The 22,274-nt window shown below is 64.7% G+C and carries 17 protein-coding genes and 1 pseudogene; 9 read left to right on the top strand and 9 right to left on the bottom strand.

What is annotated here, in order from left to right; all coding sequences use genetic code 11:
- Positions 1 to 63: 63 nt before the first annotated feature.
- Positions 64 to 1,026, top strand: a complete 963-nt coding sequence (locus tag CBM2586_RS23470; protein ID WP_012354594.1) for an IS5 family transposase — start codon at positions 64 to 66, stop codon at positions 1,024 to 1,026.
- 397 nt (positions 1,027 to 1,423) lie between these two features.
- Here CBM2586_RS23470 and CBM2586_RS23465 read toward each other — a convergent pair whose 3' ends face one another.
- The 6 genes from CBM2586_RS23465 to CBM2586_RS23440 form a co-directional block, all read right to left on the bottom strand.
- Positions 1,424 to 3,127, bottom strand: coding sequence for a phage integrase family protein (locus CBM2586_RS23465; protein ID WP_115690127.1), 1,704 nt, complete (start codon positions 3,125 to 3,127; stop codon positions 1,424 to 1,426).
- Positions 3,128 to 3,567: 440 nt separating this feature from the next.
- The gene (locus CBM2586_RS23460; RefSeq protein ID WP_115690125.1) at positions 3,568 to 4,959 is read right to left on the bottom strand and encodes an aldehyde dehydrogenase family protein; all 1,392 of its coding nucleotides are present in this window, start codon (positions 4,957 to 4,959) and stop codon (positions 3,568 to 3,570) included.
- Positions 4,960 to 5,059: 100 nt separating this feature from the next.
- Positions 5,060 to 6,031 carry a Bug family tripartite tricarboxylate transporter substrate binding protein gene (locus CBM2586_RS23455; RefSeq protein WP_240988012.1) on the bottom strand — a complete coding sequence of 324 codons (972 nt, stop codon included), beginning with the start codon at positions 6,029 to 6,031 and terminating at the stop codon, positions 5,060 to 5,062.
- A gap of 67 nt (positions 6,032 to 6,098) precedes the next feature.
- The gene (locus tag CBM2586_RS23450; RefSeq protein ID WP_115690123.1) at positions 6,099 to 7,163 is read right to left on the bottom strand and encodes an isocitrate/isopropylmalate dehydrogenase family protein; all 1,065 of its coding nucleotides are present in this window, start codon (positions 7,161 to 7,163) and stop codon (positions 6,099 to 6,101) included.
- A gap of 14 nt (positions 7,164 to 7,177) precedes the next feature.
- A complete protein-coding gene (locus tag CBM2586_RS23445) occupies positions 7,178 to 7,603 on the bottom strand; it encodes a cupin domain-containing protein (protein WP_115690121.1) in 426 nt (141 codons plus the stop codon).
- Between the two features lie 31 nt (positions 7,604 to 7,634).
- Entirely contained in the window at positions 7,635 to 8,552 is a 918-nt protein-coding gene (locus CBM2586_RS23440) for an amidohydrolase family protein (RefSeq protein ID WP_172587112.1), read from the bottom strand.
- A gap of 419 nt (positions 8,553 to 8,971) precedes the next feature.
- Here CBM2586_RS23440 and CBM2586_RS23435 point away from each other — a divergent pair, with 419 nt between their 5' ends.
- A complete protein-coding gene (locus tag CBM2586_RS23435; protein WP_115690117.1) occupies positions 8,972 to 9,853 on the top strand; it encodes a GntR family transcriptional regulator in 882 nt (293 codons plus the stop codon).
- A gap of 136 nt (positions 9,854 to 9,989) precedes the next feature.
- On the opposite strand, the gene CBM2586_RS23430 is transcribed toward CBM2586_RS23435, so the two are convergent.
- From CBM2586_RS23430 to CBM2586_RS23420, 3 genes and pseudogenes are all read right to left on the bottom strand, one after another.
- Positions 9,990 to 11,069, bottom strand: coding sequence for a porin (locus tag CBM2586_RS23430; protein ID WP_115690115.1), 1,080 nt, complete (start codon positions 11,067 to 11,069; stop codon positions 9,990 to 9,992).
- A gap of 121 nt (positions 11,070 to 11,190) precedes the next feature.
- Positions 11,191 to 12,225, bottom strand: a pseudogene (locus CBM2586_RS23425) (MFS transporter); the annotation flags it as partial.
- 68 nt (positions 12,226 to 12,293) lie between these two features.
- The gene (locus tag CBM2586_RS23420) at positions 12,294 to 13,352 is read right to left on the bottom strand and encodes a lactonase family protein (RefSeq protein WP_115690113.1); all 1,059 of its coding nucleotides are present in this window, start codon (positions 13,350 to 13,352) and stop codon (positions 12,294 to 12,296) included.
- A 254-nt stretch (positions 13,353 to 13,606) separates the two neighbouring features.
- Between CBM2586_RS23420 and acnA the strand changes: the two genes are divergently transcribed.
- From acnA to CBM2586_RS23385, 7 genes are all read left to right on the top strand, one after another.
- Positions 13,607 to 16,231, top strand: a complete 2,625-nt coding sequence (gene acnA / locus CBM2586_RS23415; RefSeq protein ID WP_115690111.1) for an aconitate hydratase AcnA — start codon at positions 13,607 to 13,609, stop codon at positions 16,229 to 16,231.
- Positions 16,232 to 16,263: 32 nt separating this feature from the next.
- Positions 16,264 to 17,160 carry a GntR family transcriptional regulator gene (locus CBM2586_RS23410; RefSeq protein WP_115690109.1) on the top strand — a complete coding sequence of 299 codons (897 nt, stop codon included), beginning with the start codon at positions 16,264 to 16,266 and terminating at the stop codon, positions 17,158 to 17,160.
- 11 nt (positions 17,161 to 17,171) lie between these two features.
- Positions 17,172 to 17,912 carry an ABC transporter substrate-binding protein gene (locus CBM2586_RS23405; protein WP_115690107.1) on the top strand — a complete coding sequence of 247 codons (741 nt, stop codon included), beginning with the start codon at positions 17,172 to 17,174 and terminating at the stop codon, positions 17,910 to 17,912.
- Positions 17,913 to 18,106: 194 nt separating this feature from the next.
- Complete coding sequence (locus tag CBM2586_RS23400) at positions 18,107 to 19,087, top strand: Bug family tripartite tricarboxylate transporter substrate binding protein (protein ID WP_115690105.1); 981 nt, start codon at positions 18,107 to 18,109, stop codon at positions 19,085 to 19,087.
- Positions 19,088 to 19,092: 5 nt separating this feature from the next.
- Positions 19,093 to 19,599 carry a tripartite tricarboxylate transporter TctB family protein gene (locus CBM2586_RS23395; RefSeq protein ID WP_172587111.1) on the top strand — a complete coding sequence of 169 codons (507 nt, stop codon included), beginning with the start codon at positions 19,093 to 19,095 and terminating at the stop codon, positions 19,597 to 19,599.
- Positions 19,600 to 19,611: 12 nt separating this feature from the next.
- Complete coding sequence (locus CBM2586_RS23390) at positions 19,612 to 21,111, top strand: tripartite tricarboxylate transporter permease (RefSeq protein WP_115690101.1); 1,500 nt, start codon at positions 19,612 to 19,614, stop codon at positions 21,109 to 21,111.
- 78 nt (positions 21,112 to 21,189) lie between these two features.
- Positions 21,190 to 22,176 (top strand): Bug family tripartite tricarboxylate transporter substrate binding protein, encoded by a 987-nt coding sequence (locus CBM2586_RS23385; RefSeq protein WP_172587110.1) that lies wholly within the window; start codon positions 21,190 to 21,192, stop codon positions 22,174 to 22,176.
- Positions 22,177 to 22,274 lie beyond the last annotated feature (98 nt).

Here is a 22,274-nt window from a genome sequence, read left to right as displayed (position 1 = left end):
CTCTGCACAATTAGCCGGCGGATGTGCTTGCAATGAATCGTCGAGCCAGCGAGCATGTGGCGCATGAAACAAACTGACCTTGGACTGAACTTGTCGACCAAGCGCACCCGCAAGCGCGAATTCCTGGACGAGATGAACCGTGTGGTGCCATGGGCCGATCTGGTGATGCTGATCGCTCCGTACGCCCCGGAAGGCAAGCGCGGCCGTCCCCCGTTCGCGGTCGAGGCAATGCTGCGCATCCACTTCCTTCAGCAATGGTTCGGCCTGTCGGACCCGGCGATGGAAGAAGCGCTGCACGACGTGCCGCTGTATCGGGAGTTCGCCGGGCTGGACAACTGGACGGTGAGGCTGCCCGACGAGAGCACCATCCTGCGGTTCCGTCACCTGCTGGAGAAGCACAAGCTGGCCGCTCAGATCCTCGCGCTGGTCAACGACATCCTTCGCGACAAGGGATTGATGCTGCGCGCGGGCACGGTGGTGGACGCGACACTGATCAGCGCACCGAGTTCGACCAAGAATGGGTCGGGCGAACGCGACCCAGAGATGCACCAGAGCAAGAAAGGAAACCAGTGGTATTTCGGCATGAAAGCGCACATTGGCGTGGACGCCGAAAGCGGGCTGGTGCACACGGTGCGGGGCACGGCGGGCAAGGTCAACGACGTGGTTGAGGGCAACAGCCTGCTGCATGGAGAGGAAACCGACGCGTTCGGCGATGCGGGCTATCAGGGCGTGGAGAAGCGTCCGGACGCGCGGGCGGGCGTGAACTGGCACGTAGCGATGAAGCCAGGCAAACGTCGCGTCCTGGACCAAAGCAAACCACTTGGCGCGCTCGTCGATCAGGTCGAGCGAATCAAGGCGGGCATCCGGGCCAAGGTCGAGCATCCGTTCCGGGTCATCAAGCGGCAGTTCGGCTACACCAAGGTCCGCTATCGAGGGCTGAGGAAGAACACCGCGCAACTCATGACCTTGTTCGCACTGTCCAACTTGTGGATGGCGCGCGGCAAACTGCTGGCTGCCGGGGCATGAGCGCGTTTCTGGCTCACGCCGATGCCTCGCGCGCAGCCCGCGAATGCTGCTTCGCGCGTGCGAGATAGCTTCGCTCCGAGCTGATAGGTTGGCGTCGTGGCGCATTCAGCTTCCTGTTAAACGGCCAAGCACACTCGATTCGCGTTTGTGCAGAGTATCCCTAGGACTGGACATCCGCGGACTGCGTAGATCTGAGCTTGCCAATGTCTCCCAAAAAGGCCACACCCAATCCCTGTATAGCCGATGTCGCAGAGCGGTTCCGAGGGGGGAACAGTCCCGTGAGAACCCTAGCAGGAATGGCTGGAGGTGTGAATCGCCTGAAGGGGGGGGCGAATACCAACATTACATTTTCTTCGGAAAAAAGAAGTGCATATGATCAACGCTTGTTGGGTGTGATTCAGGTCGCAAAAGCAGAATTGAGCTGCCGCGCCCGCTTCACGTCATCGGCATGCAAGTAAATGGATGTGGTGGAGATAGAGGCATGCCGGAGGTTGTCCCTGACGGTCGTCAGCTCGGCTCCGCGTGCCAGCGCATGGGTCGCGTGGGTATGCCGCATCCAGTGCGGGCTGGCCCGCCGCAACTTCTCCGCGGCGGCCGGATGGTCTATGCCGATCATGTCGGCCGCCTGGGCGAAGAATCGCCTCACCACGTGCCACAGGCGCGTGCTGGTTATGCCGCTGCCTGTTTCTTTGCCCAGCCCGCCGATAAGCGGCGTCCGGGGATCCCATCGAGCCGGTGTCACCGGTAGGCCGCGCTCGACCAGATAACGATTGAGCGCCGTTCGGGCCAGCGGAGGCAGCGCGACCCGTCCGGCGCGGCTGCCTTTGCCCACCAGCCCGAGCCAGTGGTCGCCCTGCCCGTCGGTCTCGATATCGCCCAGCGTTGCGCCGACCAGTTCGCTGGCGCGGAGCCCGGTGGCGTAGCCGAAGTCCAACACAAAGCGCAGCCGCTGGGCCGCCGGGCCGCCCCAGCCATAGGACCACTCTAGGCCGTCGGCAAGGGTGCGGATCAGCAGCCATTCGCCTTCGGTGAACGCGTGCGAGCTGTCCAGCGCCGCGGTCCGCGCGCCTCCGCGCACCTTGATGCCGGCGAACGGGTTGGCCAGCACATAGCGCTGCTGGATCAGCCAGCGGAACATCGCCCCCAATATGGACAAGGCATGGGCAGTGGAGCGCGCCGACAGACCGCCGGTGAACGGACGCCAGTCGGGCGAGGTACGCGGTCTCGCTGGCCCTACCCAGCGCTCCCGGGGCACCGGTCGCAGCAGGAAGCTGCGATAGGCCGTCGCATCCTCCGTGGTGAGCGACGACAACGGCCGTTCGCGCTCGACAATCGCCCACAGGATCAGCCGCTCGGCCTCTTTGCGATAGGTGCGCTGGGTGGCTGGCGACTCATGCAAGGCCAGCCACGCCTGGATCGCCGCGTAATCGTTGTCCGCATTGAGGGTGCAGGTCGCGCGCGGCGCGCGGAACTTTCCCTGCGACCCATTCACTTCATGCGGCAGCCGCAGTTGCTCCCATGGCACGACCATGCCCTGCGGCGCCTGCGCGACCAGCGCTTGGGCGCGTTCGGTCAGTTGCGGGTGCCGGACAAAGAAGGCTTCGACCTGCCGGGCCCTGGCCGCTCCCAGGCCCGGGATCGCGGCCCACCAGCGGCGCCGGCGCGGCACCCGAACAGTCAGTGCCGCCAGCGTGTCGATGCCCTGCGCCCGCAGCGCGGCGACCGTGCGCGGCGCCAGCCACATGCCGAGGTCGTCGCTGATGGCCGGCGCCGGCGCCGGCGGCGGCAGCGTGCGCAGTGCCTCGATGGCCTGGTCCGCTGCCCTGCCCTGCTCCGCCCGCTCTGCGGCGGAAATCTCGAACAGCCGGGCCAGGTCCTCGCGCTGGCGGCTGCGGGCATGGGCCGCAAGCTGACGGCGGATGCGTCCGAGAATGCTGCGCGACGACTGCCCTTGCGCCCGCTCCTCGCCCAGGTACCTGGCGACGGCCTCCCGAGTCGTCAGGCCGGCGTGCCAGGCGCGCAGCGCGGCAAGCGATGGCGCGTTGGGGAAGCCGGATGGCGGGGTCGGTTCCGGGGCGGTCAGCGTGAGGCGGGTTTTCATGCACGCCAGTTTAGCGTATTGATTCGGCTATTACGATAAGGATACTTATCGTAATAGACGCAATGTTGCGCTTTGCGAAGAGTCCCCAAGGCAAACAGCATTGGACTTTGCACCGCCACCCGCCAGTCGTGGCAACTCATCGAAAGCTCTTACCCTACAAGGGGGGGCGCTCACTTTCCCTGAGTGCCCTGCATCGCTTCCTATCTGTTCGCTCCGAGTCGGCCAGGAAGTGCTAACTGGCACCTCATTCCCCGGTCGTCGTAGTCGGCGGCTATCTGCCGCGACCCGGTAGAAGCATTCGCGTGCGTTGGCGCGCGCTGCACTATCAGAAGCTGTGCCGAACATGGACACGCCTTCCAACGTGCCACCCTTTAGATCCATGAAACTCGGCAATTGCCGAGGAAACTGCCGTGGACAAGCTGAGGCACTCGTCGCGACGTTCAAGCCGACGCGATGGTCCAGTAAGTGCGCACGTTGGTGAATTCGCGGATGCCGGCGGCGGCAAGCTCTCGGCCGTAGCCGGACTTCTTGGTGCCGCCGAACGGCACGCGCGCATCGGATGCCGTAATGGCATTGATGAAGGCTGCGCCGCTGGTGATGCCCTTGGCCACGGCCAGCGCACGCGGGGTAGACCCGGCCCAGACACTTACCGACAGACCGAACGGCGTGGCGTTGGCCAGGCGCACCGCATCGGCATCATCTTTGGCGATGGCGATCGCCGCCAACGGGCCAAAGGTCTCTTCATCAAAAGCGGCCATGCCTGGCTGCATGTTGCCGAGCACCGTCGGCGTGTAGAAATTGCCCGGCCCCTCCACGGCCTTTCCGCCAGCTAGCAGCACTGCGCCCGCTTGTACCGACCGACGGATTTGCTGATCCAGCGCATCGCGCAGGTCGGGGCGAGCCAGCGGCCCCATCTGCGTAGCGGATTCATTCGGGTTGCCGACGACGAGCGCGTGCGCGGCTTGCACGAAGCGCTCGGTGAATGCCCCGGCAATGCTCTCCAGCACGATAAAGCGCTTGGCGCAGACGCAGCTCTGTCCGGCATTGTGGAAACGCGCCTTGACGGCTGCGGCTACGGCTTTGTCAAGGTTGGCATCATCGAGCACGATGAATGCATCGGAACCGCCCAGTTCCAGCACTGACTTCTTCGATGCGCGACCGGCCGCGGCGCCGACTGCGGCACCCGCGCGATTGGACCCGGTCAGCGTCACGGCCGCGATGCGGTCATCCTGGATCAGGCCATCGATCACCTGTGGGACTTCCGGCTCGGCAACGACCAGCGTCGTAACGAGATGCTTCGGCAGTCCGGCGTCGACGAACAGCTTCTCGAGTGCCAACGCGCAGCCCGTGACATTGGGCGAATGCTTGAGCAGCACGCCGTTGCCAGCCGTGATCGCCGGAATGGCAAAGCGCATGACCTGCCACACAGGAAAGTTCCACGGCATCACGGCGAGTACCAGGCCAATCGGCACGTAGCTTACCCAGGTGTCTGCACCCTCGATGTCAATCTTCTCGTCTGCCAGGATCCGGGCGGCGTTGTCGGCGTAGTAGGTCGCGGTAACCGCGGATTTCTCCATTTCGCCCGCGGCCTCGGCCAGCACCTTGCCCATTTCCGCGGTAATCAATTCGGCGAATGGCTTGGCCTGGCGGCGCAGTTCGTCGGCCAGGCGACGCACTGCCGCCACACGATCCTTTAGTGGCCGGGTACCCCATGCCTTCGCGGCGGCGTGGCCAGCGGTGACGGCCGTCTCGATCTGTTCTGCGGTCCAGCCTTGGTAGGTCTGCAGCGCTGCGCCGGTACTCGGGTTGTACGTCGTTATGGTTTGGGTCATGGCTAACTTTCGAGGAGACCGGTCTAGAGGAGGTTTGGAAGTGCGGAGTGGCGCCGCGTACCGGGCGATGGCTCCGGCGCGGCGAGGGATTGGCGATGGGTTAGTCGGCAGCCACGTTTGCCGTCTTCACAACGCCCGACCATCGTGCCGATTCGGTGCGCATGAAGCGCGAGAAATCCTCTGGTGAACCACCTGCAGCCTCGGCGCCAAGCTGGGCCAGCCGCTGTTTCGTCGCAGGTTCCCTGAGGATGTCATTGACCTGTGTGTTGAGGAACTGAATGGCCTGCTTCGGCGTGCCGGCCGGCGCCAGCAGCCCGTACCATGCCGGAGCGTCAAAGCCGTTCAGGCCAGCCTCGGTGAAGGTGGGCACGTCGGGCAGTTCGGGCAGGCGATGCGTACCCGTGACGGCGATGGCACGCAGCTTGCCGCCCTTGAGCTGAGGCAGCGCCGAAGCGGCGGTATCGAACATCATTTGCACCTGCCCGCCGATCAGATCGGTCACGGCCGGGCCGCTGCCCTTGTATGGAACGTGGATCATGTCCGCGTGGATCATGCTGCGGAACAGTTCCCCGGCCAAATGGACCGACGTGCCCTTCCCGCCCGACGCGAAATTGACCTTGCCCGGATTGGCCTTGATATACCGGATGACGCCCTTGAGGTCCTTCTCCGGAAAGTCCTTCGTCACGACCAGCACGGTCGGGGACGTTGCAATCTGCACCACCGGCACGAAATCTTTCTCCGTGTCGTAGCGCAGCTTCTTGTAGACGAACGGATTGATCGACAACGCGACCTGCCCGAACAGTAATGTCTGGCCATCCGGCACCGCACGAGCCGCAGCCTCATTGCCGATGTTGGTGCCGGCACCGGGACGGTTGTCGATAATGAACTGCGCCTTTGTTTTCTCCGACAAACGTGTGGCGATATAGCGCGACACGTTGTCGCTACCGCCGCCCGGCGCGAACGGCACGATGATGCTGACCGGCTTCGAGGGGTAGCTGCCGTTGGCGCCGGCGCTGCCGATGAACGACACACTAGCGAGGGTCAACGCCAGCAATGACTTAAGTGGATGCATGTTGTCTCCGGATAGTTCTTGTGGTGCTTAGGCGCGATGTCTCACCGCGCCCATCGCGAGGCGGGTATCAGGCCTTGACAATGCTCACTGCGACGGCCTTGCCAAAAGCGGCGCAGCCCATGGTGCCGCCCAGGTCTGCCGTGCGCGTGGCGGGGTTCGCCAGCACCCTGTCTACGGCGGCGTCGATGGCCTGAGAGGCAGCGACAAAGTTCGGCATTGCACGACGTTCGCCAAGCCATTGCATGAGCATGGCGACGGACAGGATCATCGATGTCGGGTTGGCTTTGTCCTGCCCCTGGATATCCGGTGCCGAACCATGCTGGGCCTGCGCGCAACACAGCGAATCGCCCGCCATGACCGACCCACCGAGTCCTAGGCTGCCCGAGAGTTCGCTCGCCAGGTCCGACAGGATGTCGCCATAGAAATTCGTCGCTACGATCACGTCGAAGCGCGACGGATCGCGTACCAGATATGCGGTCGATGCGTCCACCAGCAGGTCGTCGAACTTTACCTCGGGGAACTCGGCCGCCACCTTGCGCACTTCGCGCAGGAACAGGCCGTCGGTCATGTGGAAGCTGTTGGCCTTGTGGATCGCGGTCACATGCTTCTTGCGCTTCATCGCCAGTTCGAACGAACGGCGAGCGATGCGCTCCGAGCAGTGCGCGGTGATCTTGCGGACCGAGATCGCCATGTCCTTCGACGGCATCATCTCGCCCCAACCTTCGTACATATTGCGATCGGGATAGAAACCTTCGGTCGCCTCGCGCATGATGACGAGATCCATGTTCCTGGCGCCCTTGCACAGGAACTCGCGCGAACGGGAGGGCCGCACATTGGCGTACAGGTCCAGGTCGCAACGGAAGGCTGCGGAGATATTGCGCCCGCCCTTTTCCGGCGCAGGATAGTCTGCGTGCGACTGGGTGCCAAGGATCACGCCGTCATACGATGTGGCCTTGTCCAGCACTTCCTGCCGCAGCGTCGTGCCATGCTTTTCCAGGCTGGCAAAGCCGACATCTTCATAGTCGAACTGCAGGCCCAGATCAAAGGCCTGATCGGCCTGCTTCAGGACATCGATGGAGGCAGCAACGATTTCGGGGCCGATGCCGTCGCCCGGGAGAACAAGAATACGCATGGTGGAAGTCTCAGTTAGGCCTTGGGGGTCTGGTGCTCGGCCGATACAGGCCGCGTTTCGCCGCTATCGACCAAGGTACGGGTGGCGTCGGTGGCGGCGTAGATCCAGAGGATCTTCATCGGCGCCGTCTTCGACAGGTTGCGGAAGCGGTGCGGCACGTTGGGCGGTATGAACGTGGTATCCAGCGGCTTCAGACGGTATTCGAGCCCGTCGATATCGAGCATGGCCTCGCCTTCAACCAGCACAACGCTCTCCTGGCAGTTATGGCTGTGGAACGGAATTTCCACGCCACCGGCAAAAGACGTGTAGCCGGTGATAAAGCTGTCAGACCCGACGAACTTGCCGACCAGCGGAGTCGTGCTGGCGCCGCCGCCACGGTCATAGGCAGGCAATTGATCGGGCTTGAGCAGCACGGCGCCTGAAGGGGTCTTGATCGTCATGGATAGCTCCTGCGGATTCACTGGTGCGTGGTCAGGCCGCTACAGGGTCAAAGCCGTAGAGCCGGGCCGGGTTGTCAACGAGAATGCGTTGCAGCAGCACGGGCGTGCTGGCCCAGCTCGCCAACTGGTTCAGTGCGCGCCCTGCATCCGTCTTGCGGAAGGGCTCGACCTGATCGAGATTGCCGGTGCGGCTGGCCGAGCTGCCGGTATGCGGCCAGTCCGACGCCCACACCAGGCGGTCTGGCCTGGCCTGGATCAGCGCCATGGCAAATTCGGCAACGTCGTCAAAATCGGGAGCGCTATGCGATGCGCGATACGGCGCCGACAGCTTTACGTACGCGTTGCCGCGCTTCACCAGCTCGACCACGCTGGCGAATGCCGTCTTCTGTTCGTCCTTCTTGTGGGACTTGATGCCGGCGAAGTGGTCGAGCACCACGGGCACTTTCAGCGCCGCGATATCGACAGCCAGTTCGGCAATCACATCGACATCTGCATAGACCTGTACCGCCCAGCCGAGGGGTCCAACCAATCCCTCCGCGCGCTTCAGCTGCTTCAGCGCAAAGCCATGGTTGCGCTGGCCGCTCACCTCCAGGTTCAGGCGGATGCCTCGCACGCCTTGAGCATGCATGGCCTGCAGCACCGCGGGCGCGACCGTCTCCAGGTCGATCACGGCCACACCGCGTGCCCTTTCGCCAAGCCGGCCCAACGCGTCGAGCAGTGCCGCGTTGTCAAAGCCGTAGACGCTCGGCTGTACCAGCACGACGCGATCGATACCGATGCGCTGCTCAAACGCGACCAGGTCGACCACACGGGCATCACCGGGCGTGTACGAGCGCCTGGCCGCGAATGGGAAACGCGCGCCGTCGAAGACGTGGACGTGACAATCACAACTGCCGGGCGGCGGCCGGAAAGATGGCGCGCTGACGTGGGCAACGAGATCCTGGTTCACGGAAGTTCCTTGTAGGGACATGCCAGTTGCATTAGCTGCCATGGCTTCAACGAGTGAAATTCCGCCAATGGCCGCAAGGCCTGCCTGAAGCACTTGTCTGCGATGCACTACGTCTCCTGTTGTGGTCGGTGCGCCGCCGGGAGGGCGCGATGGATGGAATTTTATAGGCTCAAAGAACCATGTAAAGGGTTTTTTGTTTTTACAAAGAACCGCAATCGACCGACGGAGACCACCAGCCCTTGCAGGAAAAGGCGGAGCGGGGAAATGGTATCGTTTACCCGATGCCATTTTGCTTGCGTGCCGAACATGACGCGATCCCGGTGCCTTGGCGCAACTGACCATCATTGGGCTTTTAATAACCCAAAAGACCATTCAGAGATGTGATAGCATCTGACAACCGGTTTGGAACCCGCCCCCTCATGGCCCGCCAGCTCGCCGATGTCCTTGCGGCAAACATTCATCAGTACATCTCTGCTACCGGCATGGCGCCGGGCACGCGCCTGCCCGAGCGTGCATTGGCCGAGCAGTTCCGGGTGTCGCGCTCGCCCGTGCGCGAGGCCCTGCGGCGCCTGGCGTCGCAGTCAGTGGTCGCAGCACATCCCGAGGGCGGCTATGCGGTGGCCGAAGGCAGCCGCGCGGTACCGGTCAATGGACAGGAGCCAGATGGCAGCGAAGGCAACAACGCAGAGGCGGTGTACTTCAGGATTGCTGAGGAACGGCTCAATGGGGTACTGCCCGACCGCTTCACCGAAAACGAAATGATGCGCAGATATGGCATCACGCGTGCGCAGCTTGGCGCGGTCCTGCGCCGTATGGCGCAGGAAGGATGGGTTGAACGACTGCCCGGCCACGGTTGGATGTTCTTGCCCGTACTCACGTCCGCCGAGACTTACAAGCAGGGCTACCGCTATCGCCTGCTGATCGAAGCGGCCGGCATACTGGAACCGACCTTCGAACTCGACCGCGAAGCGCTGCTGCGGTGCCGCGCCGAGCAGGAAGCGCTGGCGAACGGCGGCGCCCGCACCGCGTCAGCGGCTGCGCTGTTTGACGCAAACAGCCGCTTGCACGAAACCATTGCGGCTTGTTCGGGCAATGCGTTCATTCTCGAAGGTCTGCGACGGCTCGACCGCTTGCGCCGGCTCATGGAATACCGCAAGGCCGTGGACCGGGACCAGGCCGAACGACGCTGTCGCGAGCACCTGACGCTGATCGACATGCTGCTCGCAGGACAGCAGGAGGCAGCAGCGGATTTCATGCGCCTGCATCTGCGCAACGCAGTACGCGAGAAATCCGATAGCTAGTGACATTAGCGGTTCGGCGGAACCCAGCAGCATCTTGATTGCAACCGCATGAGCTCACAGGCTGCTTCTTTGCTCCGGATTCAAGCTCTCGGGACTCGGCCAGCACAACGTTCACGATGAGGCTGGCCGATAACGGTTAGAACTTGTGTCTCATGCCCACCAGAGCCCCGACTTGGCTACGCCCCGCTACAACCGTATTCCCGGATCCGACTGCCAGGTCCGAACCATTGCGATTCATCGCATAGGCGGACGTCAGATACACGTCGGTACGCTTTGACAGCGCGTAGTCTAACGTCGCAATGAACAGCCAGGGGTCCTGATTGTTGTCGTGGTTGTTCGTGTAGTAAGCCGAACCAGTCAGCTGCAGCGACTTTGTAAGGCTGTAGGACGCACCCAGCCAGTACATGTCCGAACGCGTGGACTCTGGCAGCGCCGTGCTGCCGTTGGCATATTGCAGCCGGTTCCAACGGTAGCCGGCATACGCCTTGATGGGCCCGAATGTCGACACCGCACCGACGGCGAGATTCTTGTTCGCCAACCCTTGCGCAGCGGCTGACGAACCCTGGGTCTGGTCATAAGCTACCGCCACGCTGGTGCTGCCGAAAGAGTACCCCAGTTGTCCTCCCATCTGGCGACCGGCGCTCGCGGCGCCGGGGATTTCCCCGCCAAGCCCCACGTCCCACCCCGTGCTGTAGGTGGCCTCGACCAGCAGCCCGCCGAACTTACCGAGATACTTGGCCGAGTTGTCGATACGTTGCGAGAACACCGGATCCATCGACGTGATGGAATAGCGCGCGCTGACCCCGCTGGGATCGTAAACCTTGGCAAAGTCATAGATGGGGGCGTCCTGGCGACCCAGCGTCAACGTGCCCCAGGCGTGCTGCACGCCGACATATGCGCTCCGGCCGAACAATCGAGAAGTTGCCCCCGTACCATTGGCCAGTGTACCGGTATCTAGGTTTGTGCCGTTCTCGAGCAAGAACAACGCCTTCAGACCGCCGCCAAGATCCTCGATGCCGCGCAGCCCGAAGCGCGATCCGGACTGGTTACCGGGCTGCATGCGGAACTGACTGGCGCTCCCGCCCTGTGCCGTTGGTCTGTTGTTGACAAACTCGATGCCGATATCGGCCACGCCGTAGAGCGTCACGCTGGATTGGGCGTGCGCGGCACCGGTACAGGCGAGCCACATCAGTACGGCGCATTGCGTACGGTTCATTTTTACTCCTCGGTTTTGGAATGGCACTTTCGGAATCCGCGGCCCGGTTGGCTTGGCGGGAGTGCCTGTGGATATCGCGGCGGCAGAGGAGCCACCGCGCGGTGAAACAGCCAGGACAGGTCTACATATTGCGCGCCGCCAGTTTGCCTTCGGCGCCCTGCCCGCCTTCATCGATGCGAATGACCAACGTCATCAGGAAGGCAATCACCAGCAGCCCCGCCAGGAACAGCAGTCCAGTGGTCGGCTGGTGCGTGCGGGCCTTGATATAGCCGATCGCATACGGGCCGACAAAGCCGCCGAGGTTGCCGATTGCATTGATTACGGCAATCGACACGGCCGCGGTCGAGCGCGTCAGGAACAGCGTCGGCAGCGCCCAGAACGGCGACTTGAACGCGTACAGGCCGGCCATGCTCAGGCTGATCAGCGCGATCGCGACATAGGGCCCGGTGAACACACCGGCGCCTAGCAGCGCCAGTCCGGCGATCGCCAGCGGCACCGCGGAATGGATGCGGCGCTCGTTATTGCGGTCCGAACTGCGCGACCACAGGATCATCGCGGCGGTGGCGAAGGCGTAGGGGAACATAGCGATCAGCCCGACCTGTGTGTGCGTCAGGCTGGACGAAAACCCCTGGATGATCTGCGGCATCCAGTACCCTACGCCCAGGCTGCCGCACTGGTAGACGAAGTAGATAAAGGCAAGGTACAGCACCTTGGGATTTCGCATCACCTTCCATGTGCCCAGGTGCGCGGCCGCTGGGCGGGCGCGCCGGTCGCGCTCCAGTTCGTCCGTGATCCACTGCTTCTCGGCCGGGCTCAGCCAGTTCGCGTCCGCGGGCCGGTCGGTCAGGCAGAAGTAGCACAGCACGCCGCCGACAATGGCGGGCGCACCTTCGAGCAACAGCATCCAGCGCCAGCCGCTCCATTGCAGCCAGTGGATGTTGTCCATGATCCAGGTGCTGAGCGGCGCGCCGATGATGTAGGACACCGGGATCGCCGCGGTGAACAGCGCCACCGTGGTGGCCAGCTCCTTCGCGCGAAACCACGCTGTCAGGTAGACGATGATGCCCGGGAAGAAGCCCGCTTCGGCCACGCCTAGCAGGAAGCGCAGCACATAGAGCTGTGTGGCGTTCTGCACGAAGGCCGACATCACCGCCACCGCTGGATTGCATGCAGTCTGCCCGGCGTTGGCGACGCCGGGTCCTTAGTGGTTTGTGGAAAAACAGGTCAACTCTGCGGCGAGAAGACCATGCACACCGGACTGCCGGTGCGCGCGCTAAAGCCGGTGGGATAGAGCCGGCCCGAGTCGGGCTTGATGTGGAAGGCGACGATGGTGTCGCTGTCTTCGTTGAGCGCGTACAGGAAGCGCCCGCTCGGATCGGTGGTGAAAAAGCGCGGCGTGCGCCCGAGCGACAGGTCGGCGCCGGCAAAACGCAACAAGCTGGTGCGCGAGTCCACGGCAAACACAGCGATGCTGTCGTGACCACGGTTCGACGCATAGACAAAGCGCCCTGCGCGGTCCACCTCGATCTCGGCAGCACGGCTGTTGCCGGTGAAGGTTTGCGGCAGCGTCGACAGGATCTGCAGCGGTGTCAGTTGCGCGGAGTCGCGCTTGTAAGCGTACGTCGTCACCGTCGAGTCCAGTTCGTTGACGACATACGCGTAGCGGCCGTTGGGATGGAAGGCCACATGGCGCGGTCCTGACGCCTCGCGCGACTCCACAAAGCTGGGCGATGCCGGTGCCAGCCTGCCGTCGGCGAAGTGGAACGCGAACGTGCGGTCCAGGCCCTTGTCCGGCACGATGACAAAGTTGCCGGACGGATCGAATGGGTTGAAGTGCGGCTTGGCCTGCTTCTGCTCGGTACGGTGCGGACCGATGGGGCCGTCCAGCTTGACCAGCTGCGTCATCTCGCCAAGCGCGCCCTCCCCGTCCAGCGGCAATACCGCGAGGCTGGCGCCGATATGGTTGGACACGACGATAAAGCGCTCACTGGGGTCCAGCGCGAGGTGAACGGGGTTCTTGCCGTGGGTGCTCTGGCGGTTGATGAATTCCAGTTGCCCGCTGGCATGGTCGACGGCAAAGGCGCTGACGTCGCTCATGTCGCCATGCACGCTGTAGAGGCGGTCGCCCCGGCGGTTCAGGGCCAGGAACGACGGGTTGACCAGGTCGCCCACGACCTGCACCGGCTCCAGCGCGCCGCTAGCTGCCTCCACGCGAAACACACTGATGCCGTCACCGCGGGCATTGCGCTCACGGGTGGTGCGGGAGCCGACATAGGCGTACATGAACTTTCCTTTCGATCTGGGGGTGTGAGGCCTGACGTTGCGCTTAGCGTGCGCGGGATCAACCGTCGCGCCGAGACCAGCGAGCGCTGCGGCAGCGACGTCTTTCAGCCATTGCCGGCGGCCGCGTCGTGTGGAATCCATGGCAGTTGCGGAGCCGTCAGGAGAAGAATTCGGCGCTTGCTGGGATTTCATTTGGGCGTCTTCGGGTTTTCACTTGATTGCATTTTGAAGCATAGACATGCAAAACTACAGTCATGGAAAACACTAACCTCTCCCAAACGGCGTCGCTGAGCGTCGGTGACGCCACTTACCGCATCGTGGACCTGCCCGCCATCGCCGGCGACCAGCTCTGGCGCCTGCCCGTCGTCCTGCGGCTGCTGCTGGAGAACGTGGTTCGCAATGCCGAAGGCACCGAGCGCGAGGTCGCCGTCGCCGGCATCCTCGCCTGGCTGGAGCACGGCACTAGCGAAGCCGAGATCGCCTACCAGCCCGGCCGAGTGCTGATGCACGACACCACCAGCACGCCCGCCCTGGTCGACGTGGCCGCGATGCGCGACGCCGTGGCCGAGGCCGGCCGCGACCCCGACCTGCTCAATCCGGTGCTGCCGGTGGATTCGTCGGTGGACCATTCGCTGGCGGTCGAGTACTACGCCCGCGCCGACGCCGTGCCGCGCAACCTGGAAACGGAAACGCGCCGCAATGCCGAGCGCTATGGCTTCCTGCGCTGGGCCTCCAAGGCGCTGCACGGCGTGCGCATCCATCCGCCAGGCACCGGCATCATGCACACCATCAACCTCGAGCAGCTCGCCACCGTGGTCACGCTCGAACAGCGCGGCGGCGAAGCCTGGGCCGTGCCGGACATGATGATCGGCACCGACAGCCACACCCCGATGATCAACGGCATCGGCGTGCTGGGCTGGGGCGTAGGCGGGCTGGAAGCGCAGACCGTGATGTTCGGCATGCCGGTGATGCAGCGCATTCCCGATGTCATCGGCGTGCGGCTGACCGGCGCGCTGCAGCCCGGCGTACTGGCCACCGACCTGGCGCTGACCGTGACCAAGCGGCTGCGCGACCTTGGCGTGTCGGGCGAGTTTGTCGAGTTCTTCGGCCCTGGCGTGTCGACGCTGTCCGCTGGCGACCGCGCCGTGGTCGCCAATATGGCCCCCGAGTACGGCGCCACCACCGGCTTCTTCCCGGTGGACGAGCACACCCTGCAATACCTGCGCAGCACCGGCCGCGACGAGGCCGCGATCGCGCTGGTCGAGGCTTATACCCGCCGCGTCGGGCTGTGGTTCGACGGCGCCGCACAGCCGCGCTACACCACCATGCTGGAGCTGGATCTGAGCACCATCGGCATGCACGTGGCGGGCCCGCGCCGGCCGCAGGATTTGCTGGGCTATGCCGACACGGCGCGCGCGCTGGCGCCATTCGGCTTCACGCCGGCGCATGCCGGCTCCGGCATGCCGCGGCACCCGGTCGCGATTGCCGCGATCACCAGCTGCACCAACACCACCGACCCCGCGCTGCTGGTCGCGGCTGCACTGGTGGCACGCAAGGCGCGCGCGCTCGGCCTGCGGGTGCCGGAGTGGATCAAGACTTCCATGGCGCCGGGCTCGCCGGCCGCGGCGCGCTACCTGGAACGCGCCGGGCTGATCGACGACCTGGCTGCAGTCGGCTTTGACATCGTCGGCTACGGCTGCACCACCTGCATCGGCAACTCGGGCCCATTGACGCAACCGATCGCCGACGCGATTGCCGACGGCAGCGCGCGCCCGGTGGCCATCCTCTCGGGCAACCGCAATTTCCCGGGGCGCGTCCACCCGGACCTGAGCCTGGGCTTTATCATGTCGCCGCCGCTGGTGGTGGCATTCGCGCTGGCTGGCAACGCCGAGGCCGACCTGAGCCGAGACCCGGTGCAGACCGCCGCCGACGGCACCCCGGTCTTCCTCAAAGACCTGTGGCCGACGCGCGAGGAAATCGATGCGCTGGTGGCGCGCGGCACCACGCCCGGCGACTACCGCGATGCCTTCCGCGTCGCCAGCGCCAACCCGCTGTGGGAGGCCCTGCCCTCGCCAGACACGCCGCGCTACCCGTGGAACCCGGCCTCGACCGCGCTGCGCCGGCCGCCCTTTGCCTGCGCCGACCAGGGCAGCCAGCTCGGCAGTTACGCGGCCTATCCGCTGCTAGTGCTGGGCGACGACATAACCACCGACCATATCTCGCCGGCCAGCGCTATTCCGAAGGACAGCTTCATTGCCGACTTCCTGGTCGCGCGCGGCGAGGATCGCGACGACCTGAACGTGTTCGCCTCCCGCCGCGGCAATTGGGAAGTGATGATGCGAGCCGCTTTCTACAACAAGACGCTGGCAAACCTGCTGCATCCGCCCGCACCTACCGGCCACACGCTGCATGTGCCCAGCAACAGGGTGGAGCCGATCTTCGAGGTCGCCGCACGCTACCGGACCGACGGCGATAGTGTGGTGCTGGTTGCAGGGGAACGCTACGGGACCGGATCATCACGCGACTGGGCTGCGAAGGGGCAGCGGCTGCTGGGTATCCGCGCCGTTATCGCGTTGAGCTTCGAGCGCATCCACCGCTCCAATCTGATCGGCATGGGTATCTTGCCGATTCGGTTGCCGCGCGGCATGGGCCCGGATGCGCTGCACATCCTGCCCGGCGATAAAATCCAGGTCGATGCCCCCGCGCATTCGATGGCACCTCGCTGCCGCATTCCGGTGCGCATCGTGCGGGCCTGCGGCAGTGTCGACGAGATCGAGGCCACGGCTGCGGTCGAGACGCAACTTGAAGCAGATCTGCTTCGGCACGGGGGTGTCATCCCTCTCATCTTGCATAAGACGCTGTTGCAAGAATCCAGCTGAGCGGCGTCCGACAGCTTAACGAACCTCAATCCATGCAATACGACAAGTCCATCGCCACGCGCATCGTCGAGCTGATCCAGACCGAAGGCATGCCCGTGGGCGCGCACCTGCCTGCCCAAATGCTGGCCGACCGTCTGCGCGTCTCGCGCACGCCGGTCAACGAGGCGCTGGCGCAGTTGCATGAAAAAGGCGTGCTGGCTCGCGAGCGCAATCGCGGTTTCTTCCTGGCGCGGCCGCTGGACTTGCCCGCCGTGCAAATGGCGGCGCAGCTTGGCCTGACAGAAGTGGACATGGTCTCGCAGGCTTACTTCCAGATTGCCGAGGACCTGCTCAAGGGCCACCTGCCCCAGCAGATTCCCGAGCAGACGCTGCGCAACCGCTACGGCCTGACTGCAACGCAGCTGAGCGCCGTGCTCAAACGGATCGCGCAGGAAGGCTGGGCAGAGCGCAAACCGGGCTACGGCTGGGAGTTCTCTACCATGCTGACCACGCCGGACAGCCTGCTGCAGTCATACCGGATGCGCCTGGCGCTAGAGCCGGCCGCGCTGCTGGAACCTGGCTACCGTCTGGACACCAAGGTGCTGGAGCGCTTGCGCGCCGCGGAACTGCACCTGCTCGACGGCGGCATTCAGAGCGACACCGCAGCCCAGTTGCATGACCGTGGCGTGCGCTTCCATGAATCGCTGGTGGAAGCCTCGGGGAACGCATTCTTCACCGATGCAATCCGCCGCGTCAACCGCGTGCGGCGCCTGCTGTCCTACCGCTCCATGCGCAACCGCGAGCGCTATCCCGAGCACGCGCGCCAGCATCTGCACATCCTTGCCTTGCTGGAGCGCGACAGGAACGAAGACGCCGCGGCCTTCATGCGCGAGCACCTGCGCCACACGCTTGACGCGCTGGCCAGCATCTCTAACCTCCTCGAACCCTGACCGGCCTCTCCATGCAGACTGACTCCGACCTGATTGACGCCTTTGCCCCCACTGGCATCCTGCGTGCCTCCATCAACCTCGGCAATCCCATCCTGGCTAACCGCGGCGAGGACGGGCGGCCGTTCGGCGTCTCCGTTGACCTGGCGGGGGCGCTGGCCGAGCGGCTGGGGCTGGAACTGAAGCTGGTCGTAGTCGACACCGCCGGCAAGTCGGTGGAAGTTGTCTCAAGCGAAGACGCCGATGTGGGCTTCTTCGCGGTCGATCCAAAGCGGGCCGCGACGATCCATTTCACCGCTCCCTATGTGCTGATCGAAGGCTGGTACCTGGTGCGCGACGATTCGCCGGTCCGCTCCAACACGCAGGTCGATGTCGCCGGCAACCGCGTCGCGGTCGGCAAGGGCAGTGCCTATGACCTGTTTCTGACGCGCGAACTGCAGGCGGCGCAGATTGTGCACGCACCGACGTCGCCGACGGTAGTGCAGACCTTCCTGGCGCAAGGACTGGAAGTGGCGGCCGGCGTGCGCCAGCAACTGGAAGCCGACGCGGCGAAGCATCCTGGCCTGCGCCTGCTGGACGAGCGTTTCATGGTGATCCGCCAGGCCATGGGGTTGCCACAAGGCCGGGGCCAGCGTGCTTCTGCTTACCTGCACGCGTTCGTTGAAGAGATTAAGGCCTGCGGCTTCGTTGCAGAGGCACTGGCCCGACACCGGATCGCGGGGGCTTCGGTCGCACCCGCGGAAGACGCTGGCTGAATTCAATTGAATAACGGCGCGGCAGAAAACCAGAAGCGCTTCCCGCCGTTGCCTCCGAAACAGTAATGCTGGCCTGGTGGTGCCGCCGCTCAATGCGCGCGGTTGGCATCGTTCGTCCTGAAACTGGCGGTTCAAGTTCCACTCGGCCCTCTAGCGGCCATTTTCATAAACATCGATAAACGGGAGACCACCCCATGTTTGCCATCCTTCACCGGTTCGCCGCTACCACTGCGCTGGCCTTGCTCGGCGCAACGCTTCCTCTGCACCACGTCCACGCGCAGACCGCCCCCCTGGAACTGAAGATCACTGCTCCCGCCGCGCCCGGCGGCGGCTGGGACGGCGCTTCGCGCTCGCTGCAGCAGGCCATGGTCGCCAGCGGCGCGGCCAAGAGCGTCCAGGTCAACAACATCCCCGGCGCCGGCGGCACGGTGGGCCTGGCGCAGTTCGTCAACAACGCCAAGGGCGACGGCAACCAGCTGATGACCATGGGCATCACCATGCTCGGCGCGGTCGTCACCAACAAGGCGCCGGTCAGCACCGACAAGGTCACGCCGATCGCGCGCCTGACCGCCGACGCGCTGGTGGTGGTAGTACCGGCCAACTCGCCGCACAAGACCATGCAGGACCTCGCCGTGGCGATCAAGGCCGATGCCGGCAAGGTAGTGTGGGCCGGCGGCTCGGCCGGCGGCGCCGACCACATGCTGGCGGCGCTGGTGGTCAAGGCCGCCGGCGGCAATACCGCGAAGACGAACTACGTACCGTTCTCCGGCGGCGGCGAGGCGCTGGCGGAAATGCTTGGCGGCCGGGTCACCGCGGGCGTCTCGGGCTACAACGAGTTCGAAAGCCAGATCAAGACCGGCAAGCTGCGCGCGCTGGCGGTTTCGTCGGCACAACGCCTGCCCGGCATCGCCGTGCCGACGCTGAAGGAGCAAGGGCTGGAGGTTGAGCTGCTGAACTGGCGCGGCATTGTGGCGCCGCCCAACCTGTCGCCGCAACAGACCGCCGCGCTGGCCGCTGCCGTCGAAAAGGCGGTCAAGTCGCCGGAGTGGCAGAAGATCTTGAAGGCCCGCGGCTGGGACGATGCCTACCTGCCCGCCGATCAGTTCGGCGCGTACCTGAAGTCTGAGCAGGCGCGCGTGCGCGACATCCTGGCATCGATCGGCCTGGCGAAATGAAAGCGATGACTACCCACGCAGAACACCGCGCCACCGCGGCACGCTTTGACAAGCCCAAGGCCATCGTGGGCGCCGGGCTATTGCTGCTGGCGCTGGTGTTGTTCGCCGACGCCAGCCAGTTACCGCCGCCACCCGCGGCCGGCATCGGTCCTTCCATCGGCCTGCGCTTCGTGGCCGCACTGCTCGCCTTGCTGGGCGTCGTCCACCTGATCGCCGCCGTGCGCCGCGGCAGCGCGGCCGAAGCGCCCGCGCTCGGGCCGATGAACTGGAAGGCGGTCGGCTGGGTGCTCGCCGGGCTGCTGGCGCTGATGGCGGGGCTGCAGCTGCAGCTTGGCTTTATCGCGGGCGCCACGGTGCTGTTCATCGCTACGGCGCTGGGGTTCGGTGAGCGCCGCGTGCTCAGGTCGGCGGCAATCGGCGTGGTGCTGAATCTGCTCGTGTTCGCTTTCTTCGCCAAGGCGTTGTCGCTGGCGTTGCCGGCGGGGCCGCTGGAACGCCTCATCTTCGGTTAAGCGGGAGCCGCCATGGATGTCTTTACCTACCTCGCTCAGGGCCTCGCCGTCGCGGCCCAGCCGGGCAACCTGCTTTTCGCCGGCATCGGCGTGCTGCTCGGCACGCTGGTCGGGATCCTGCCGGGCATCAGCCCGTCGCTGACCGTGGCGCTGCTGCTGCCGGTCACGTTCAAGCTCGATCCGACCGGCTCGCTGATCATGTTCGCCGGAATTTACTTCGGCGGCATGTACGGCAGTTCGACCACCGCGATCCTGATCAACACGCCGGGCGAAGCGGCCTCGATCGCCACGGCAATCGAGGGCCACCGCATGGCCCGCGCCGGCCGCGCCGGGCAGGCACTGGCGACTGCGGCGATCGGTTCCTTCGTGGCCGGCACGCTGGCCACCGTGGGCCTGGCGCTGCTGGCCCCGGTGCTGGTCGATCTGGCGGTGCAGTTCGGGCCCTGGGATTATTTTGCGCTGATGGTGCTGGCCTTTGTCACGGTGTCGGCGACCTTCGGCGATTCGACGCTGCGTGGACTGACCAGCCTGGCACTCGGCATCGGTCTGGGACTGGTCGGCATCGACAAGCTTACCGGGCAGGCGCGGCTGACCTTCGGCGTACCGGAGATGCTCGACGGCATCCAAGTCACCACGCTGGCGGTGGGCCTGTTCGCGATGGGCGAAACGTTCTTCTCCGCCGCGAAGTTCACCGGCGTGCACGACACCATCGAAGCCGTCAAGGGCGGGCTGCGCATGACCGCCACGGACTGGAAGCGCTCGTGGAAGGCGTGGCTGCGCGGCACCGCGCTGGGCTTTCCGATCGGTGCGCTGCCGGCTGGCGGCGCCGAGGTGCCGACGCTGCTGTCGTACACCATCGAACGCAAGCTGACCGATCACCAGGACGAGTTCGGTCGCGGCGCGATCGAAGGCGTCGCGGGCCCTGAAGCGGCCAACAACGCCGCCGCCACAGGCACGCTGGTGCCGCTGCTGACGCTGGGCCTGCCCACCTCCGCCACCGCGGCGATGATGCTGGCCGGCTTCCAGCAATACGGGCTGGTCCCCGGCCCGCTGCTGTTCGCCGACAAGCCCGACCTGGTGTGGGGCCTGGTGGCAAGCCTGTTCATCGGCAACGTGATGCTGCTGGTACTGAACCTGCCGCTGATCGGCATCTGGGTGCGCCTGCTCAAGCTGCCGCAGCCGTGGCTCTACGCCGGCATCCTGGTGTTCGCCGCGATGGGCACGCTGGCGGCCAACCCGTCCATCGTGGAACTGGCCATGCTGGTGGTGTTCGGGCTGGTGGGGTTCGGCATGCGCTGCCTCGATTACCCGGTGGCGCCGATGATCGTCGGCCTGATCCTGGGTCCGATGGCCGAGAGCCAGTTCCGCCGCGCGATGCAGATGAGCCTGGGCGATCCGTGGGTGTTCGTCTCCCACCCCGGCTCGGCGGCGCTGCTGGCGATAGCAGCCGCGGCACTGGTTGCACCGTTCGTGTTCAAGGGCCTGCGCAAGATGGGCGGCTCGGATGAATAAGGGAAGTCAGCACACCAACACCACAGGCGAAGGCGGCCGCAGCAGGCCGCCTCGCAGAGCAAGCAAGAGGAAGACACCATGAAAGTACGATTCATCACCAAACACCTGGCAGCTCTGTTGCTCGCTTTGACCTCCGGAGCCGCAATGGCCCAGGCTCCCTACCCTAGCAAGCCCGTCACCATCGTCGTGCCCTTCTCCGCCGGCGGCGGCGTCGACGCCATGGCACGCGTACTGGCCGAGAAGCTTCGCACCGTGCTGGGCCAGCCGGTGGTAGTTGAAAACAAGGGCGGTGGCAGCGGCATGATTGGCGCGCAGGCTGTGGTCAAGGCGCCTGCTGACGGCTACACACTGCTGATGGGTTCCGCTGGCGAAACGGCAATCAATCCTTATGTCTACAAGAGCCGCATGCAGTACGCGCCCCAGACAGACCTACTGCCAGTCAGCCTGATCGTCAAGGTACCCAACGTGGTGGTGGTGAACCCGAAGCTGCCGTACAAGACTATCGACGAACTGATTGCTTATGCCCGGGCCAACCCCGGCAAGGTTCGCTACGGCACCAGCGGCGTCGGCAACCCGCAACACTTGTCAGGCGAACTGATGGCGCGGCAGGCAGGTGTGCAATTGACGCACGTCCCCTACCGCGGCGCTTCGAACCAGTTGCTGGATGTGATCGGCGGAAATATCGAGATGACCTTCGTCAGTCTGGCTGGCGCACGCCAGTTCATCAAGGATGGCAAGGTTCGGGTACTTGGCATTACTTCACAAGGCAAGAGCCCGCTTGCACCGGAGATTCCCGCAATCTCCGACTCCGCGAGTCTCAAGGGTTACACGCTGGAAAACTGGTTCGGGCTGTTCGCGCCCAAGGGGACACCCGCGCCGGTGGTGGCGCGCCTGAACGCCGCGGTAGCGGAAGCGCTGAAGGATCCGAAGCTCGATAACAAGCTGCGGGAACTTGGTGGCAATCCCAGTCCGACTTCGCCGGACCAGTTCAAGACGTTTATCCAACAAGAGTCGGTCAAGTTCGGTCGCATCGTTAGCGACGCCAAGATTACCCCTGATAGCTGAGGTCGTCAGGCTATGACAGCGTGTGCTTGTGCACACGTTGTCGTTCACTACGCTTGGTAGGCTGTTTCACACACTCAGGCGCGGCCGGCGAGCAGCTT

Source organism: Cupriavidus taiwanensis (assembly GCF_900250115.1).
Taxonomy (GTDB): domain Bacteria; phylum Pseudomonadota; class Gammaproteobacteria; order Burkholderiales; family Burkholderiaceae; genus Cupriavidus; species Cupriavidus taiwanensis_B.
This window is presented reverse-complemented; position numbering and strand designations above follow the sequence as displayed.

What these genes read in the sequence shown, in the direction of transcription:
- CBM2586_RS23435 (WP_115690117.1), top strand. Translation starts at nt 8,972, where the DNA reads ATGGCCCGCCAGCTCGCCGATGTCCTTGCGGCAAACATTCATCAGTAC.
- CBM2586_RS23405 (WP_115690107.1), top strand. Translation starts at nt 17,172, where the DNA reads ATGCAGACTGACTCCGACCTGATTGACGCCTTTGCCCCCACTGGCATC.
- CBM2586_RS23395 (WP_172587111.1), top strand. Translation starts at nt 19,093, where the DNA reads ATGACTACCCACGCAGAACACCGCGCCACCGCGGCACGCTTTGACAAG.
- CBM2586_RS23470 (WP_012354594.1), top strand. Translation starts at nt 64, where the DNA reads ATGAAACAAACTGACCTTGGACTGAACTTGTCGACCAAGCGCACCCGC.
- CBM2586_RS23420 (WP_115690113.1), bottom strand. Translation starts at nt 13,352, where the DNA reads ATGTACGCCTATGTCGGCTCCCGCACCACCCGTGAGCGCAATGCCCGC.
- CBM2586_RS23445 (WP_115690121.1), bottom strand. Translation starts at nt 7,603, where the DNA reads ATGACGATCAAGACCCCTTCAGGCGCCGTGCTGCTCAAGCCCGATCAA.
- CBM2586_RS23450 (WP_115690123.1), bottom strand. Translation starts at nt 7,163, where the DNA reads ATGCGTATTCTTGTTCTCCCGGGCGACGGCATCGGCCCCGAAATCGTT.
- CBM2586_RS23390 (WP_115690101.1), top strand. Translation starts at nt 19,612, where the DNA reads ATGGATGTCTTTACCTACCTCGCTCAGGGCCTCGCCGTCGCGGCCCAG.
- CBM2586_RS23430 (WP_115690115.1), bottom strand. Translation starts at nt 11,069, where the DNA reads ATGAACCGTACGCAATGCGCCGTACTGATGTGGCTCGCCTGTACCGGT.
- CBM2586_RS23400 (WP_115690105.1), top strand. Translation starts at nt 18,107, where the DNA reads ATGTTTGCCATCCTTCACCGGTTCGCCGCTACCACTGCGCTGGCCTTG.
- CBM2586_RS23410 (WP_115690109.1), top strand. Translation starts at nt 16,264, where the DNA reads ATGCAATACGACAAGTCCATCGCCACGCGCATCGTCGAGCTGATCCAG.
- CBM2586_RS23455 (WP_240988012.1), bottom strand. Translation starts at nt 6,031, where the DNA reads ATGCATCCACTTAAGTCATTGCTGGCGTTGACCCTCGCTAGTGTGTCG.
- CBM2586_RS23460 (WP_115690125.1), bottom strand. Translation starts at nt 4,959, where the DNA reads ATGACCCAAACCATAACGACGTACAACCCGAGTACCGGCGCAGCGCTG.
- CBM2586_RS23385 (WP_172587110.1), top strand. Translation starts at nt 21,190, where the DNA reads ATGAAAGTACGATTCATCACCAAACACCTGGCAGCTCTGTTGCTCGCT.
- acnA (WP_115690111.1), top strand. Translation starts at nt 13,607, where the DNA reads ATGGAAAACACTAACCTCTCCCAAACGGCGTCGCTGAGCGTCGGTGAC.
- CBM2586_RS23465 (WP_115690127.1), bottom strand. Translation starts at nt 3,127, where the DNA reads ATGAAAACCCGCCTCACGCTGACCGCCCCGGAACCGACCCCGCCATCC.